We start from the raw sequence: 16,692 nt of genomic DNA on the forward strand, positions 1-16,692 counted from the left end.
TCTAATGATTTGAAACCTTCACCTTGAATAGCACTGAAATGAACGAATACATCGTCTCCGCCTTCGATTTCAATGAAACCGAAACCTTTGTCTGCATTAAACCATTTTACTGTACCTTGTGTCATAATGTTGCCTCCTGCTGTGGAATACTCCACAAATGTATTACCAATCTTGCCCAAACATACTATTTCAAGATAAAAACTTCTAATTAGGTTTTTTCTTTTCTCAATATACCGAACAAAAATAAGTTATCTGTAGTGTAACATATAGTAGAGTTGATAGCAAATAAGGAAAACAATACCTTCAACAAATTCTATCTACTCACCTTTTCCTTATCAAAAATTTATGATATGGCATAAGTGGCATAGCTATTTGATGCTCCAACACATCAAATAAAATGAATAAGTACATACATATCTCTATTTATTATAGCTATTCATAATAAAGCTTCTTTATTTAATCTTTGTTATAAATAAAGGGTGCATGTAATCCAAAAAACCCCTGTTAGCTTTACTGAATTATAAATAGGCTATTGGGATATTCTATTTAAGGAAGAAGGAAAACAAGTTATTGATTACAACTAATCATTACAAAGCTTCTTACATTTGGGATGAGGTGTCTACAGCAGGCATATTTCAGAAAACCTTATTGTAAATCGATGTATGTTTGATTCATAAGGGGATGGTAGTCATGAGCGTAGTAAGAATATATATAATGGGTAGACAATAACGTTCATTTATAACTATGCAAATGAGGTGTTTGTCCCAGACCAAGAACGATTTCGTTCACATTGTATATTTTTTTAGTTCAATGCTTAAATGAGGTGTTTGTTAAAGAGAATATACTTTTTCAAGTTACTGTTTCATTAGGCAATGTAATTACGTAAATGAGGTGTGCCTTAAAGATCATATGCTGCATTAAAAGCTATTTTTTTCCTTCTTCACATGACGGGATGCATAATCGTTTGCATCTCGTTTTTGTTACATAAAAAAAAGAATGTTTATTCTCTTTTCATGGGTTAAAGAAAGGCCTGTATCTGTTTAGATACAGGCCTTTCTTTCGAATTCAGTTACTACAAACTTCTTTATTTAACTTTTGTTTCATCGGAAAATAATATAAGATTGCAGGAACTATTATTCCAATTAGCCACGCAATATCTGCGCCCCCGAATGCCTTTGCTATAGGACCAATGTAGAATGATGTGTTAATAAAAGGAACCTCTGCAATAATTGATACAGCAAATGCCATGCAAGTGATTCCGTTTATTTTTCCGTATTGACCATTTACATCGAAGATATCTTTTACATTATATTGACCACGGCGTAATAAGTAGTAGTCCACAAGATTGATAGACGTCCAAGGAATCAAGAAATAACTAATGAAAAAGATAAAATTTAAGAAAAATGATAGAAAATTACTTTGGCCTAATAAACATAGGATAGTACCTGCCAATGTAACACAAAACATCATCCCTACTCTAACTTTTTGTGTTACTTTCAGCTTCCAAAAGGGCTCTATAGTTGTAATGGTTGACATGAAAGCACCATATAAATTAAAAACATTAATAGCTAGTTGACCAAAAATAATGATCAAATACATAAAGATAGCAAAACTTCCGAATAAGTGAGCTAAATTCCCACCAGAATGATCAAGGAAATTAGGAATAGTAGTTGTTAAAGTTGCTCCTAAAATCATCATCCATACAGTCCCTACAAATGTACCCAGGTAACTATACCAAAAGGTTTGTGCAGTTGATGTATTAACGGGCAGATAGCGTGAATAGTCTGCTACGTATGGTGCATATGCTAATTGCCATGTTGCTACAATGCTGATAGCGAGTAAAAATACAGGTAAATCCAAACCACTTAATGAAAAACTTCCTGTCGGAAGTGGTAACTGAAATATAATAATTGTTGCTGCTAGATACACAACAAATGAAGACCATGATAATACTTTCTGCATTTTATGAATTAAATCATGGCCAAAAATTGCAACAATAAAACAAAGAATATTTAAGATTATTATGGCCCAGCTTTGATTAATGGGTATTAAACTGTTTAATGTTTGTGCTGCAAGCACACTACTACTTGCGAAAAAACCTAAATACACAAACATTACAAGAAATAACGGGAAAATAGCTCCGATTACTCCAAACTGTGCTCGACTTTGAATCATTTGAGGAATTCCAAGTTTAGGTCCCTGAGCAGAATGTGAAGCCATGAAAATAGCACCCAATAAGGTTCCAAGTATAATAGCTGCGAAACTCCAAAATAAATTAAGACCTAAACTAATTGGTAATGCACCTGTTACAAGAGTTGTAATGTGCATGTTTGCTCCAAACCAAATGGGGAACAAACCTTTTGCTTTTCCATGACGTTCGTCTACTGGAACAAATTCAACGCTACGTGTTTCAACTTTCAATAGATATACCACCTTGTAAGATATTTGCCGCTTGCACTCTAAGTCAAACTATATAATTCAACGTTTTAATACTTACTTATAGTAGGTGATGAATCATTCGTATAATTAACATGTATTCCCTTGAATCATTTGATATAACAGCTATATAAGACTTCGCTACGTTTAATTAAGTAACAATTTCATCTGTGCTCCTTTTATAAATTGCTGTTCATAAAAAAGGTGGTGCAATGGAGGGATAAACTTTCTTAATAAGAGGAACTGCAAGGTTTTAGTATCTAACTGCTTAGGTATCTTCTTATTTAATTTGATAATTTTTTATACGGTCTCTTAGAGCATTAGTATACATAATAACATAGATGCATCTTCTATCAACAATTTCTTTAGGACCGTCCAATACTACTTGAGGTATTGAAGTTGCTTTCCCTGCGCCAGCTTTTCCAATCTAACTTATTTATTCCACTATTAAACTTCCTTTTATTTAATCAAAAACGTTCATAAAAGTTCATAAACATATGAAGACGTTCGTAATTTGTTTTCAAACGAAAACGAACGATCAAAGTGATAGATTCCTTATATAAAAGAAAAGTCCGTAAAGGTATACTTTTGCGAACGATATATTCAATTCTATTACAAGACGTTAAAGTAATTATCATAGTAAATAAAATACATGTGCGGACACATAAAGAACCGTAGGTTCGATCATGTTGTTTACCTGGACATGCAGGAACTGTCCGCTTAATAAGTCATACTCAAGCTAAATTTTCACCCCCGCTGCATGGCGGCACCACTTCAAGATCTGGAACAACAATATCTGATTCTTGAAATACTATATTATTCTTTTGAGATTTCTGTATCTTTTTTTGAGTATTCATTAAAATTTACATGTCCCATCTGAACAATAATCATCGAGCGACGACTTTAATTTATACTTTTCAACCTTAGCATTCGCGTACTCTTCTTTCCAAACCCGTTGTAATATTTCTAAAAATACTTGGCTAGGTTGTGCTCCTGAGATGGCATATTTGTCATTCACTACGAAAAAGGGCACGCCCTGAATCCCAATTTTTGATCCCTCGGCTCTATCAGCTGCAATATTCTTGCTATATTTATCATTTGCTAAAACATCCAAAGCTTCGTTGGCATCAAGACCTATCTCACTTGTAAGTTGAGCAAGTGTTGCATGGTCACCGATATCTAGTGAATCCGTGAAGTGAGCTTTCATAATACGCTCCATAAACTCCTGCACCTTCCCATTCTCTTTTGCATAATAAGAAAGGAGAAGCGCATCATATGAATTCGTAGGAATCATTGTATCAAATTGATAATCTAACCCAACCTCTTTCCCTTTCTGTATAAATTGATTGTTCAGTGCTTTTGCTTTTTCATATGAGATACCATGCTTGGATAATAATACTTGATGGATATCCATTCCTGTATTTTTTTCGCATATGGATCTAATTGAAAACTACGGAATACGACTTCTACCTCTTCTTTGTGTTTAAACTGTTCTAACCCTATTTCAAATTGACGTTTGCCAATATAACAAAATGGGCAAACATAGTCCGACCATATCTCAATTTTCATTTTGAATGCTCCCTTTAAAGCTAATTTAATTATTATAGACAATGGGCATTTTTCTGATTAATTGGCTTTGCCGAGCAGCAGCATACATGAATTTCGCCACATTTTCCCTAGAGACGGACATTTTACCTTGCTGATCGCCGAATGAATAATCATAAGATTGCCCTTTGTATTTGACATTAGGATTAATAATTCGAACGACTGTCCAATCCAGGTTCGAATGTTTAATAATTCCTTCCAGCTTCTTCATTTCGACATAACCGTTTGGCAAAAAGATCTTGGCCAATATTCCCGGCACCACCGTCGATAAGTTTTTCTTGTCGTCTTCAGATTGCAAGGCCGGTGTCGCGAGCGTAATCAACCTTTTTTTATTGAACTTCTTCATGGCTTTGATAATCAGTTCATGTCCGTCGGCGACCGGCGTTCCTTTAAGCTTTCGCGACATATCAGACGGAGGTCCTAGGGTGCTTATCACGACATCCGCTTCCGCAACTGCCGTTTCAATGGCTGAAGCGTTCGAGAGTTCCCCCGTTACAAGCCTCAAATTGGAATGATTTAGCTTGATTTTCTCAGGGTTTCTAACATATGCCGTAACGAAATCTCCGTTGTCTAATGCAAATCGCGTTAGAAGTTGACCGATTGCACCGATTGCACCACTTGCACCAAAAATAGTGATGTTCATGTTCTTCTGCCTCCTTGTGTTATGGTGTCCTGAATAAAATCCTTCCATTTCTGTGCCTCGATCAGCGTAGCCGTTTCTCACATTAAAAACGGCTACCTTTTTGGTGATTGATGGCGGATTTATACCCGAGATGATTGATTTTTAATCTGTCCAATTCATACTTTATCTTCCGTAATAAATTCTTCGACTCGATCTCTTTTGGTGTACATGTCATACCAAATGTCGGCGATTTTGTCTTGAACTCCCGAATTCGGCTGCATCCAGATTCCGATTGAAATATGCCCTGCATAAATACCTTTGTCCTTTAATTCACTATTCAAATTGAAAATATAATTACGAAGACCGGAAACTGCAATTCCGACATTGCCCATCATTGGTACTGGATTGATTGCGGCTCCACCTGTCGTAAATAATAGAGCTCCACTTTGTTTATCCAACATATCCGGAAGCACCTCTCGAATACTCGATATCGCACCTAAAACGTTGAATTGAAATTGGTATAGCGCATTTTCTTCTGTTACATCTAATGCGTTTGTTACTGTATCAATACTTGGAGTTGGACTGTATTCAATCACATCAATAAATCCGTATTTCTCTTTGATCGTTGCGAAAGCTAAACTAATTTGGGCTTTATTTAATATATCAGCTTGAAATGACGCTGCTTCAATGCCTAATTGTTCTAGTTCAATAACCAGTTGGTTCAACTTTTCTTCATTACGGGCTATAAGCGCTACACGAAATCCGTTTTTTCCGAACTTCTTCGCAATAGACATTCCTAATCCTGGTCCTGCCCCGACAATTACAATATTTTTCATAATATAATTCCCTTCATAACTTCTTATCTAACTATTTTTCCCAAGAGAGTTCATTTGTTACAATAGGCACTACTTTATTTATTAAGAACCAATCGCATTTTCAATCTTTTGGGTATGATTCTGAATGATCACAACAATTTGCTTGATCAAAACCCTCCCACAAAAACATGTGTTATTTAAGCAACGTGCGTTGTATAGTTGATGATAAGATGAAAAAGAACTATTAACAACCACCAAAATGGCTAATATGTTGTTTACACAACACTTCTATTGTATTGTCGTTTTTAAACACCATTGTGTAGCCTAAAAAGGAGAAGAAAAAATTGATTATGCCAAAAAAAGATCCGAGAATACTTCGTACAAGACAATTGATTGTAGACTCTTTTATTTCGTTAGCTAGTGAAAAAGATTTCAACAATATAACGGTACGTGATATCAGTGAAAAGGCTACTATTAACCGCGCTACATTTTATGCGCACTTTGACGATAAATTTGATTTATTACATTCCACCATCACCAATACTTTTACAGACAAATTGAAAAAAGGACTAAATGGTCACGAGGGATTCAATGAAGAAGTCATTGCAAATATTTTTCTAGCCATGTGTGATCACCATAAAGAGTTAAGTGACTTATGTCCTAAAGGTTACAATTCTTTAGGAACTATTATAGAAAGTAAAATTAAAGAAGAGTTACAAAAGCTAATAGCTGATCTTTTGCTAAAAGGCACTAAAAATACCATTGTATTAGAGGACAAACAATTGGTAACGACCCTATCTACTATACTGAGTTGGAGTATATACGGAGCTACATACTCATGGAATAAAGATGGAAGACCTATTTCACCAGAAGAGCTAGTGACTAAGACCCTACCTATATTTAAAAATGGCATGAGTAAGTATTTCTTTTAATGAAATTTATGTTAAATATCAATTCTTTTTGGGGTTCAGTCTCCCTATAGACTATATTTTACCGTACAGGCATATGAATAAAATGTGCACTTTTTATTCATCCACCTCCCACTTAGGTATCGAGTAAATGTCGTCATATCAAGGATGTATAAAAAGCTGCATACTCTGTAAAAAGTGGCTGTTCTAAACCCCTTGCGGCGCAAGGGGTTCTTTTTTGTGGTGTGTTCCGGAAAGAGGTATTATGTAAACTAGATTTGTATATCTTATACAGCTTAAAAAGAGAAAACATCCACCTGTATGGATGTTTTTTCTCATTTCTCTTTTGCAATTTCTTTTCTGTTAGGAGCAAGTGGTGGTTGTTCCAACCATTTATTTTTCACCATAATGTTAAACCATTTTTTTGTTACCACTAGATTTTTGAGAATGATGCCTTCATAAGTTGTTACAAGGTCTGTTCGCATAGCTGATGCTAAACCTGCTCCGTGATAGGCTTGTGCTGCTTGGAATAAGAAACCAATATGATACATCATTAACTTATCAGAAAAAGGGGAGTCTGTTGAAGTTGTTACTTCTGTCTCCCATGATTTAGGAACTGGTAAATTATCTGCGTGCATTATTGTTGAAAAGGATTGTATTTGATTATCAGCTGTTTTCTCCGAATCTTCTAAAAATTTTCTTACTTCTTTTGATTGAGCGACCTGACTAAATCCAATAGAAAGAGTTTTAGCCATAATGCTTTTTTTAAGGTTGAAAGAAATACTTATGATTTCTATTGCCGTTAAACGTCTGCCTTTTCCGAAAAACCCATCCGTAAAATCCTGGCTAGAAATATATTCAGGGTTCGTAGCAGGATAAAAGTAAGGGTCCCTCTGAAAATCCCCTTTTTCAAGTAATAATTCAATCGTTTGATGATACATCCTTTTTGCATCATTATCACATGAATCGTAGAAGTGGCGTAAGTCTTCTCTGACAGAAACACCTAATGAGGTTGTATGTCCTAGCAAGCCATGTAACGTCATGATATGTAAATAATTCAAGCAGAATATATCAGTGAATAATTTTTTGGTACCTTTATTGAGGTCAGACTCAGTAAATCCAATTGGAACTGGAAACCCTTCGTTTTCTATAAAAGCTACGATTTGTTTCTTTTCCTTCGCGAAGGTATTGATAGCATCCTCAAAAATGGCCTTTATTGACTCATCCTCAATAATAGAGAACATATATCTATTTACTACATCTGTCATTGTTCCGTTTACATACTCTCCCCATAGTGTTCCTATTTCGGAAGATGTAAGTTTTAACTTATTCTTATCCAAATGATCACCTCGTGGATAATATTTACTAATTTATTAATAGATATGAATTTTTTCTTAATAAAAAAAGGTTTTTAGCATGTAATTTCCGATAATGTTGTTTTGTTTGGAATAGCAAATATGGTTTTGTAGTGGTAGATGCCTCACGGCGTCTTGTGTAGTTTGCTCTGGTTACGATGTTTTAATTCATATAAATGTAGCAAAAATCTGCATGTCACCTTGTCACTTTTTTCCCTTTTCGATATAAAATTCTGGGTTTTGATAGGTTTTCTCTAGAAAGTTCTTTTGTTCTTTTTCAGCAAGCTTATTATTTTCAACTGTATTGATATAAGCATCATAAGTGGCGAACCCATAAAGAGAAGGGAAAAACAGTAACCATTCTGGATTTAATACGTTGGTAGCTTTCTGGATTTCGCCTAAAAAGAGAAGAGAAATAGCTTCAAGAAGATGAGAATAGTAAAAGAAAACAACGGTCCAAGTAACAATAAAAAAAGCAACGATTATTCGATGAATATAAAGCTGACCTAAACCTGGCATAAATAAGGACCATATGATAGACATCATAGGATTTCTTTTATCCAAGTAGTTAATCTCCATAGCTCCCATACTAAAGGAATTAAAGGTGTGATTTTCTCTTTCAGCTAAGAGATATATTTTATTTAAATCAACCGTCGTTCGATAACTATCCCATATGGCAAAGATATAAACAGGAATATAAATGAGAAGCCACCTAGTGTTTAGTGACTCTTTCGCCATGTCTATGTCCCCTTGAAAGGAATGAATCATAGCCACGTTTATATTTGACTGGAGATTAATAACAACTTCCCAAATAAATAAAACAAATCCTCGAAGATATTTAGATAAAAGTAAATGTCCGAAGCCAGGAAAGGCTGCTGACCACCAGGCTATAATGTAGGGATTTCTTAAGTGAATCTGAGTGGTTCCAAATATACTAACGTAAGCTATATAGCGTCTTGCTGTGTTATCGTTTGTATAGTTTTTCATGTATGTTCTCCTATGGAATTATTAGGGGAGTGAAAAAAACGTTTTTTACATCTTTAATCCATAATTAACATACTTTGATATATTTATTCTGTTTTACACGTTTAAAATACCTAAAAATCCTTCATAAGATAAAAAGTGTTTTTAGATATTAGGTTCCTAGAAAAAACATTATGGTAACTAAACGTTTTTAATTTATACATTTAAAAAAGTTCAAAGATCTACTTATGAGTAGATCTTTGAACTTTAGATAATAAATGTCATTACCAAATTAATGACTAAAATAGTTATTAAGAGGCCTAATATAGCTTTTCGAAGTGTGAAGTTTACTTTACTATTTTGAAAACCTTTAAATACTAGAATAAGAGTTATTAAATTCAAAAATAAAATTATAATTGCTGCAGGACTAGTTATAATATTCACTCCTATTTTTTGTCTCACCTTTATTTCTGATGCTTCTATATCTTTTTATATAACATATATAGATATTTTTGGATACAGATTTTATTTCCGATAATACGTTTTATGTTAACTGGATTGATTTTTTTTGAGAAAGTAATTGCTTAAAAAGCAATTACTTTTTTCTTTTTTATAGAAAAATATGAAATCATTGTATACTTTTCCGTTGTTAATACGTTATAAGACAGGAAGGAGGAAAAACACTTGAAAAATCGGTTATCAAACGAGCAATTAAAAAATGTCATGAATCAACTTTATTTATACTTAATCAAACAAGGTGCAAACCAAGAAACAGCTAAAGATATTGTTCAAGAAGCAGTTTGTAAACTACTTATTCATCGTGAATCGATTGATACCGATAAATATAAATCGTGGCTTTTTAAAGTAGCTATAAACTTATATTACGATTACTGTCGAAAGCACAAAAAATCTCAGTATGTGGTAGTAGAAGATTACCTTATTACCAATGAGCGATTAATTGAAGAGATGATGATTGCAAAAGAAAATCAGCTTTTAGTAAGAAGAATACTTCAAAAGGTATCTCCCACCTTTAAGCAACTACTTCTTTTAAAGTATGAGTTAGACTGGTCTTATAAACAAATTGCGGAATATGTAGATATGAAACCTGAAGCTGTCAAAACGTATTTAGCCCGTGCTAGGAAAACGTTTAAAGAAATGTATAGGAGAGAATGTAATGAAAAAAACGAATGATGAGTTAGATTCCATTTTTGATGAAAAGTCTTTACATAGAACACTGAAAAAAGCAAAATACATATCATTTTTACGAACAGTTTTTATATCAGCACTCGTAGTCTGTTTCGTTATTACTGTACTAATAAAAGGAAACAATTATTTTATAAATACACAAGGAAATAAACTCACTGAACAGTTAATTAAGGAAAACCATGTGAGGATGTCTCCAAATACATTTACTAACACCGATACCATCTCAACAGGAATTTTAAAGGGGACTATTAAAAGTGAAGTATTTAAAGTGATTGAAGATAAAGTTATACCTTGGGGTACAGAAGAAATAACGTATGATTTACTTGGAAACTTTAATGCATCCTTCTCAACACACAGTACGATTGTTAATGACACTACAATGTATCATATTCCTAATGGACAACGTGAGATGCTATTCTATGTACCTAAGTATCAGTATAAGCTGTATGCTAATGATTTCGAGATGATTAAAGGTTATCCAAATGACAAATACATGGAAATGGCCATATCTTTTGATAAAAATTACACATTAAAAGAAGTACAAAAGATGCTTCCTACATCTGCTCACCAAACGTGGTATTGGGTAGATAACTATGCAAACTCTAATGGTTACAGAAATGAGCCAGAAACTGGACGATGGTTATTAGGTATTTCTAAACCATCCCCACAACTAGGAGCAAAAATAACGACCACTAAAGTTAAAACAGAAGCAGACTTTTTGAATGAGCTCAAAAAAACAGATCCAGGAGAAGCGAAAAATCTAAAAAATAGACAGGAAAATGGTTTGATTATAGGCGTAGTTGTTACAGGAACAAAAGAAGAACTGCTTTCCTTGCGAAATAAACCATACGTTAAAGCAGCTAGTTTAGGAGCAGTCGTCGATAAATATTAAGTTTTAGGGACTTGAAACGAGGAAAATCGGTTGTGTATTGACTGATAGATAAAAAAAAGAATCCTTTGCCCTATATAGGCAAAGGATTTTCAAATTTATTGGAATAGGGGGAATACGTTATTAGTCTAGCCAGATTTTTAGATTCATATACATATATCTTTAAAAATAAATCTTGTAATCGACTATAATTACACTGAATAACTTTTATTATTTATTATAATTAATTATGTAAATACTAAAGTATTTTATATATTATTAAGGTTTTATCTTTTACTCTAGATGACGACAAATAAAGCCTTTTTCACTACTTTTGCTAAAAGGTTTTGCAAAGATAAATGAGAAAACATGAAGAGGAAGTGGAGATTCTCCACTTCCTCTTTACTTAGCGAACTACCTGTTCTTTTTCCTTATATATTATTTCATTATTCTTAATCACATCTTTGTACCAATAAAAACTTTTCTTTGGGGTTCTATTTAGTGTTCCATTTCCATCGTTATCTTGGTCTACGTAAATAAAACCATATCTTTTTTCCATCTCAGATGATGAATAGCTAATCAAATCAATAATTCCCCAGCTTGTGTAACCCATTAACTCCACTCCATCTTCAATGGCTTCTAGCATTTGTTTTAAGTGTTGCTCATGATAATTTATACGGTAATCATCTTGAATATCACCATTTTCGTCAATCTTATCATAAGCTCCGAGCCCATTTTCAACAATAAATAGTGGTATCTGATATCGATCATATAAATCATTTAAAGCAATACGTAACCCAATTGGGTCAATCTGCCAACCCCATTCACTGACTTCTAGATAAGGGTTTTTTACACCTCCTATTGTATTTCCACTAACTGTTTCCATTCCTTCACTGTTTTCAGTAGCTACAAGTGAGTTGTAATAACTAAAAGAGATAAAATCCACAGTGTGCACCTTTAGTAATTCATCGTCTCCCTCTTGCTTATCGATCTTAATTTTCTTCTCTTTGAATAAACGACTGATAAAACGTGGATATTCACCACGTACTTGAACATCTGTAAAGAAATGATTGTACTGATTGTTTTTAGAAGCTTTAAGAACGTCTTTAGGATTACAAGAGTATGGATACGTCATTAGCTTGGTCAACATACAACCTATTTGTGAGCCTGGAATGATTTCGTGACAATATTTTACAGATAAAGCACTAGCAATAAATTGATGATGTAACGCTTGATATACCGTCTGTTCTACATTCTCAAAACGTTCGGATACAATTCCACCACTTGTAAATGGATGACGGACAATACTATCAATCTCATTAAAAGTAAGCCAATATTTGACCTTTTCTTTATATCTAGTAAAAACAACTTTACTAAATTTCACAAAGTAATCAGCTACAATTCGATTCGACCAGCCCCCATATTTATTAACTAAGTATAGTGGCATTTCATAATGAGATAAGGTAACTAATGGCTCTATACCATTTTTATGCATTTCATCGAATAAACGGTCGTAAAATTCTAAGCCCGCCTCGTTGGGTTGTTCTTCATCACCATTAGGAAAAATACGAGTCCAAGCAATGGATACACGTAATGTTTTTAATCCCATTTCTTTAAAAAGTGCCATGTCTTCACGATAACGATTATAAAAGTCAATTCCTCTGCGCTTTGGGTATTCCTCAGTGCTCTTTGAACTCATCGCGTTTTGTATTTGTTCTTCATCTACTTTATTATGCTTTTTGTAATCTGATTTACTGACTCCTTTTTTGAAAACAGCAACATCAGCAGTTGATAACCCCTTTCCATCAACATTCCATGCTCCTTCTGCTTGGTTTGCTGCTATTGCTCCTCCCCATAAGAAACCTTCTGGAAACTTTCTAATATTGTTAGACATGCTTTATCCCCCTATTGGTTTTTCGTTAGTTCTCGATACAACTCTATTAATGTGAATAATTAAATACATTTTTTCGTCGTTAGAAATCGTGTAGTCAAAATTGGTACGAATATATTTTTGAATTTTTTCAACACACTTGACTTCCTGTGGATACTTTCGGTTAATTTGGTCAAGTAGATCATTATCACCTGTGCTTAACATCTTATTATCAAGTAAACGTTCTACAAAAAATTGCAGGTGTGTAAGAAACCTAGAAAAATTGATAGTATCCGTAGGAATATCAACCTTATAGTGAAATTTAATAATGTTTAGAATGTCCTTAACCGTATTTGTCATTAGTAATATGTGGTTTGAATTATCTTCATTTTGCTGTGCATTTGCTAGATGGAAAGCAATATTTGCTGCTTCTTCTTCAGGTAATTGAATTCCGATTCGCCTTTCTATTAAGTCTAGTGCATGCAAACCAATACTAAACTCTTCTGGATAAAATTTTTTCACTTCCCAAAGGAGCCGATTTTGTATAGTTAAATTCTCTTTGAAGCGCTTTGTAGCCATAAAAAGGTGATCTGTTAAAGAAATATAAAGATGCTCATTTAAGTGGTTAGATAACCGAACTTTTGCGTATGAGATAATTTCATCCGTTAAGATCAAGTATTCTTTTGGAGTTTCTTTCATTATCTCTACTAAGTCATTCGATGTACTTTTATTTTCTGGCACGTATATTTTTTCTGCTTCTGCCTCATTAATAATATGTCCAGGCTTATTTTTAAAGCCAATACCTTTCCCCATAACAATGACTTCTTTTTCATCATCTCTTTTTGCCAGAACCACACTGGTATTTAGAACTTTAACAATTTTCATTACAGTCTCACCTTCCTGATTACATTAAAAATCTATCTTCATAAAATAGTTAATAGTGGCTGCTGTTTACCAGAAACACGCTCTACCTTTTCTTCCTGTGAAAGAATTTCCAGATAGTCAGCTGAATTTGTAATCACAACCGGAGTTGTTGTATCATAACCAGCTTTTTGAATGTTTTTTAAATCAAAATCAATCAATAGTTGGCCTTGTTTTATATGGTCCCCACCTTGTACGTGAGAAGTAAAATATTGACCATTTAAGTTCACCGTATCAATTCCAATATGAATGAGAACTTCTACACCAAGGGCAGATTTTAGACCAATTGCATGTTTTGTATGGAAAACCATTTCAACCGTTCCATCAAATGGAGCTACTACTTTACCTTCAATAGGTTTGATAGCCATTCCCTTTCCCATTACCTCTTCTGAAAACACCTTGTCTTGTACATGTTTTAAAGGGATTACGTCTCCTTTGATTGGTGAGTAAATCACTTTTCTATTCACTGTACTTTGTGGTTTTTCCTCGTCTAAATTCATATCTTTTTGTTTATTGTCTTTTACATTTACATCATCAAAACCAATTAGGTACACCATTGCAAACGTGATCACTATAGAAATTATTGCCCCAATAACAGCATACGTAAAGTTTGATGTTCCTTTTTCGATGAAAATAGGCATTGTTGCAATTCCTGGTGAAACCATAACAAAAGCTTTTAATTTTACAATCCCCACGATAATACCTGATATTCCTGCCCCAATCATACAAGCGAATAAAGTTTTCTTAAGCTTTAAATGAACTCCATATAAAGCAGGCTCAGTTATACCAAATAGTGCTGAAATTCCACTAGATAGTGCGATTTGTTTTAATTTAGGGTCTTTTGTTTTAAATGATACTGCCAATGATCCTGCACCTTGTGCCATATTTGATACAAGCATAGCTACACCAATAAGGGAATCGTATCCTGGTGAAGCCAAGGAAGCAATGACAACTGGATAGAAGACCTTTTGCATCCCAAACATAATAATAAATGGTAAGAATACTGCGAGAAGAGCGACAGCTGCCCAACCTGCTGTTTGGTGGATCCATAACACTCCTGCTGCTAATCCTGCCCCAAGGTACATTCCAAGAGGTCCTAATACTATTAATGCAATTGGAGCAACAATAATTATGGTGATTAATGGTGCTAAAAATATTTTTACTGGTCCCGGCGATACCTTCTCAGCGAGTTTTTCTACATAAGACATAAGCCAAACGACAAGAATGATAGGAATAACGGAAGCTCCGTATGAAACAGCTTTTACTGGTATTCCAGCGAATAATACAGATTCTCCACTATTAAATAGTGTCGTTAGATTTGGGTGCAATAGCACTCCTGCTAAGGTAATTGAAACCATTGGATTTGTACCAAATTTTTGAGAACTCGTATAAGCCAATAACATTGGCAAAAAGAAAAAAGCAGCGTCGGAAATGATTTTTAACAACAGATATGTTTGACTATCTTCTTTCATAAGGTTGAGCATTGGTAGTAGAACTAAGAGAGCCTTCAACATCCCTGCCCCAGCAATAGCAGGGATAATTGGAGCAAATATACCAGTAATTAAGTTTGCAAAGCGATTGAAATATCCTTTTAAACTATTATCTTTTATTGTTTCAATATTTGAATCTGATTGTGGTACAACGTCGACAAGCTTAGCAAATTCCTTGTAGACATATCCAACGTTACTTCCAATTATAATTTGATACTGACCTGGTGTACTTGCTACTTTGATAACCCCTTCAAGATCACTAATTTCTTCAGAATTTGCTAAAGAAGGATTTTTCAGTGTTAATCTTAATCTTGTCATACAATGAATAGCATCTTGAACGTTGTCCTTTCCGCCAACATGTTTGAGTATTGACTGAGCTAAAGTTTTATAATTCATTTCTACCTCCACCTTCTTCCAGTAATAGACAACAAAAAAAGACCTGGATTAAGTGAAATTCACGTACTAATGAATTCCACCTAATCTAGGTCTTGCCTGCCGAACAGTAACACGCCTTGATAGATAGATTTAGTTATTTTATTAATCGATTTAATGAAAACGCTTTAACTAGTTAATAAGATTATAATAAATTATTGTTTTAGAAAAATCAATCTTTTTTTGAAAGTGTTAATCTAAATTCAATTTATGTAGGTGAAATATTAACTTTAAAAGTATAAATTAATACTCTACTATTACTTTATTTTAAATAAGATTTAAAATCACCCATAAAAATGATTAGTTTAACTGTTTACTTTTAGTGCTGACAAATATGAGAGTTTTCTACAAATGCTTACACTTCAAAATCATACAGTATCAATACTTCTTTAATAGTTATTTCTTATGTGTGATTTTCGAGTTTCTAAAAGGTATACCTTTTAGAAACCATTAGAAAATGCATAGAAAATAGATTCAATAGTTTTTCACTGGTATTAAGAGAGATAATTTGAATAAAAATTTTTAGGATTAATTTACTTTTAGTTCATTTTAAATGTGAGTATCTTTCTATTGATTTTCTTTTCATCGTAAAACAAGTCTTTTTTGTTTAATGATCAGCTCTCTCTAAGTATATCTTCAAGAGTCTTATGCCATCGTTCAACCACTTCTTTATCATTTTTTAGCTCAATTTTAATGCCAGAAGTAATATCTGCGTACTTTGCTACGTCTTCACGTGATGAAACAACCCTTGCAGAAAATCGTTCTCTTGGATAACAGGCAGTAAGCATCTCTTTTAATCTTTTTAAAGAAAATCGAATATAATGAGCTTTTCCTTTATAAATGAGCACCAATGTTGCTTTACTAGTGCGAATGATATTGTTGGTAGTCGAAGTATTCGGCCATAAACCAATTCTTAGTTCCTTGCGATTTATAGCAACGATTTCTCCCACACTAATCATTGCAGTATGTGGCCAGCCATCTTCTCCTACTGTTAATAACATCATAGCTTCATGCTGTTTGTGCATAAGATCTTGTCCATTTAATAATTCATACACTACATTTGACATTTCTACGCTCTTCATTTTTTCACCTTTTTCTTTAGTGACTAATTGTTCTATTTATATACGAATACTTTAAAACTTTCATTATTCTTCATGTTTAAGTTTATTTATTGAAATTTCAATTGATAAGCATTTTAGAC

The 16,692-nt window shown here is 33.5% G+C and carries 13 protein-coding genes and 1 pseudogene; 3 read left to right on the plus strand and 11 right to left on the minus strand.

Annotated elements, in window-relative coordinates; genetic code table 11:
* The 5 genes and pseudogenes from AC1DEF_RS11040 to AC1DEF_RS11060 form a co-directional block, all read right to left on the minus strand.
* On the minus strand, positions 1-125 hold a 125-nt coding region (locus tag AC1DEF_RS11040), incomplete at its 3' end, for a cold-shock protein (RefSeq protein WP_251532221.1).
* 940 nt (positions 126-1,065) lie between these two features.
* Complete coding sequence (locus AC1DEF_RS11045; protein WP_043978993.1) at positions 1,066-2,421, minus strand: purine-cytosine permease family protein; 1,356 nt, start codon at positions 2,419-2,421, stop codon at positions 1,066-1,068.
* An 871-nt stretch (positions 2,422-3,292) separates the two neighbouring features.
* Positions 3,293-4,005: pseudogene (locus AC1DEF_RS11050) on the minus strand (DsbA family oxidoreductase).
* A 25-nt stretch (positions 4,006-4,030) separates the two neighbouring features.
* Positions 4,031-4,684, minus strand: a complete 654-nt coding sequence (locus AC1DEF_RS11055; protein ID WP_097825019.1) for an NAD(P)-dependent oxidoreductase — start codon at positions 4,682-4,684, stop codon at positions 4,031-4,033.
* Positions 4,685-4,839: 155 nt separating this feature from the next.
* Complete coding sequence (locus tag AC1DEF_RS11060) at positions 4,840-5,499, minus strand: SDR family NAD(P)-dependent oxidoreductase (protein WP_097825020.1); 660 nt, start codon at positions 5,497-5,499, stop codon at positions 4,840-4,842.
* Between the two features lie 329 nt (positions 5,500-5,828).
* Here AC1DEF_RS11060 and AC1DEF_RS11065 point away from each other — a divergent pair, with 329 nt between their 5' ends.
* Positions 5,829-6,410, plus strand: coding sequence for a TetR/AcrR family transcriptional regulator (locus tag AC1DEF_RS11065; protein WP_097825274.1), 582 nt, complete (start codon positions 5,829-5,831; stop codon positions 6,408-6,410).
* A gap of 311 nt (positions 6,411-6,721) precedes the next feature.
* On the opposite strand, the gene AC1DEF_RS11070 is transcribed toward AC1DEF_RS11065, so the two are convergent.
* Both AC1DEF_RS11070 and AC1DEF_RS11075 read right to left on the minus strand, forming a co-directional pair.
* Positions 6,722-7,726, minus strand: coding sequence for a DUF3231 family protein (locus AC1DEF_RS11070; protein WP_097825021.1), 1,005 nt, complete (start codon positions 7,724-7,726; stop codon positions 6,722-6,724).
* 219 nt (positions 7,727-7,945) lie between these two features.
* The gene (locus tag AC1DEF_RS11075) at positions 7,946-8,728 is read right to left on the minus strand and encodes a hypothetical protein (RefSeq protein ID WP_097825022.1); all 783 of its coding nucleotides are present in this window, start codon (positions 8,726-8,728) and stop codon (positions 7,946-7,948) included.
* Positions 8,729-9,388: 660 nt separating this feature from the next.
* Here AC1DEF_RS11075 and AC1DEF_RS11080 point away from each other — a divergent pair.
* Both AC1DEF_RS11080 and AC1DEF_RS11085 read left to right on the plus strand, forming a co-directional pair.
* Entirely contained in the window at positions 9,389-9,895 is a 507-nt protein-coding gene (locus tag AC1DEF_RS11080; protein WP_097825023.1) for an RNA polymerase sigma factor, read from the plus strand.
* Complete coding sequence (locus AC1DEF_RS11085; protein ID WP_097825024.1) at positions 9,879-10,802, plus strand: anti sigma factor C-terminal domain-containing protein; 924 nt, start codon at positions 9,879-9,881, stop codon at positions 10,800-10,802. Before AC1DEF_RS11080 ends, AC1DEF_RS11085 begins: the two co-directional genes overlap by 17 nt.
* Before the next feature lie 382 nt (positions 10,803-11,184).
* Here the strand turns inward: AC1DEF_RS11085 and AC1DEF_RS11090 are convergent, their stop codons facing one another.
* The 4 genes from AC1DEF_RS11090 to AC1DEF_RS11105 all read right to left on the minus strand — a co-directional run bounded on the left by AC1DEF_RS11090 (position 11,185) and on the right by AC1DEF_RS11105 (position 16,573).
* Positions 11,185-12,672, minus strand: a complete 1,488-nt coding sequence (locus AC1DEF_RS11090; RefSeq protein WP_097825025.1) for a glycoside hydrolase family 1 protein — start codon at positions 12,670-12,672, stop codon at positions 11,185-11,187.
* Between the two features lie 3 nt (positions 12,673-12,675).
* Positions 12,676-13,533, minus strand: a complete 858-nt coding sequence (gene licT / locus AC1DEF_RS11095; RefSeq protein ID WP_097825026.1) for a BglG family transcription antiterminator LicT — start codon at positions 13,531-13,533, stop codon at positions 12,676-12,678.
* 38 nt (positions 13,534-13,571) lie between these two features.
* Complete coding sequence (locus AC1DEF_RS11100) at positions 13,572-15,455, minus strand: beta-glucoside-specific PTS transporter subunit IIABC (protein WP_097825027.1); 1,884 nt, start codon at positions 15,453-15,455, stop codon at positions 13,572-13,574.
* A 650-nt stretch (positions 15,456-16,105) separates the two neighbouring features.
* Complete coding sequence (locus tag AC1DEF_RS11105) at positions 16,106-16,573, minus strand: pyridoxamine 5'-phosphate oxidase family protein (protein ID WP_097825028.1); 468 nt, start codon at positions 16,571-16,573, stop codon at positions 16,106-16,108.
* Between the last annotated feature and the right edge of the window lie 119 nt (positions 16,574-16,692).

The sequence above is a fragment of the Priestia sp. 10L35 genome, from assembly GCF_056395685.1.

Coding starts and splice junctions, on each gene's coding strand:
- AC1DEF_RS11055 (WP_097825019.1), bottom strand. CDS start 4,684: ATGAACATCACTATTTTTGGTGCAAGTGGTGCAATCGGTGCAATCGGT.
- AC1DEF_RS11060 (WP_097825020.1), bottom strand. CDS start 5,499: ATGAAAAATATTGTAATTGTCGGGGCAGGACCAGGATTAGGAATGTCT.
- AC1DEF_RS11065 (WP_097825274.1), top strand. CDS start 5,829: ATGCCAAAAAAAGATCCGAGAATACTTCGTACAAGACAATTGATTGTA.
- AC1DEF_RS11075 (WP_097825022.1), bottom strand. CDS start 8,728: ATGAAAAACTATACAAACGATAACACAGCAAGACGCTATATAGCTTAC.
- AC1DEF_RS11085 (WP_097825024.1), top strand. CDS start 9,879: ATGAAAAAAACGAATGATGAGTTAGATTCCATTTTTGATGAAAAGTCT.
- AC1DEF_RS11090 (WP_097825025.1), bottom strand. CDS start 12,672: ATGTCTAACAATATTAGAAAGTTTCCAGAAGGTTTCTTATGGGGAGGA.
- licT (WP_097825026.1), bottom strand. CDS start 13,533: ATGAAAATTGTTAAAGTTCTAAATACCAGTGTGGTTCTGGCAAAAAGA.
- AC1DEF_RS11100 (WP_097825027.1), bottom strand. CDS start 15,455: ATGAATTATAAAACTTTAGCTCAGTCAATACTCAAACATGTTGGCGGA.
- AC1DEF_RS11105 (WP_097825028.1), bottom strand. CDS start 16,573: ATGAAGAGCGTAGAAATGTCAAATGTAGTGTATGAATTATTAAATGGA.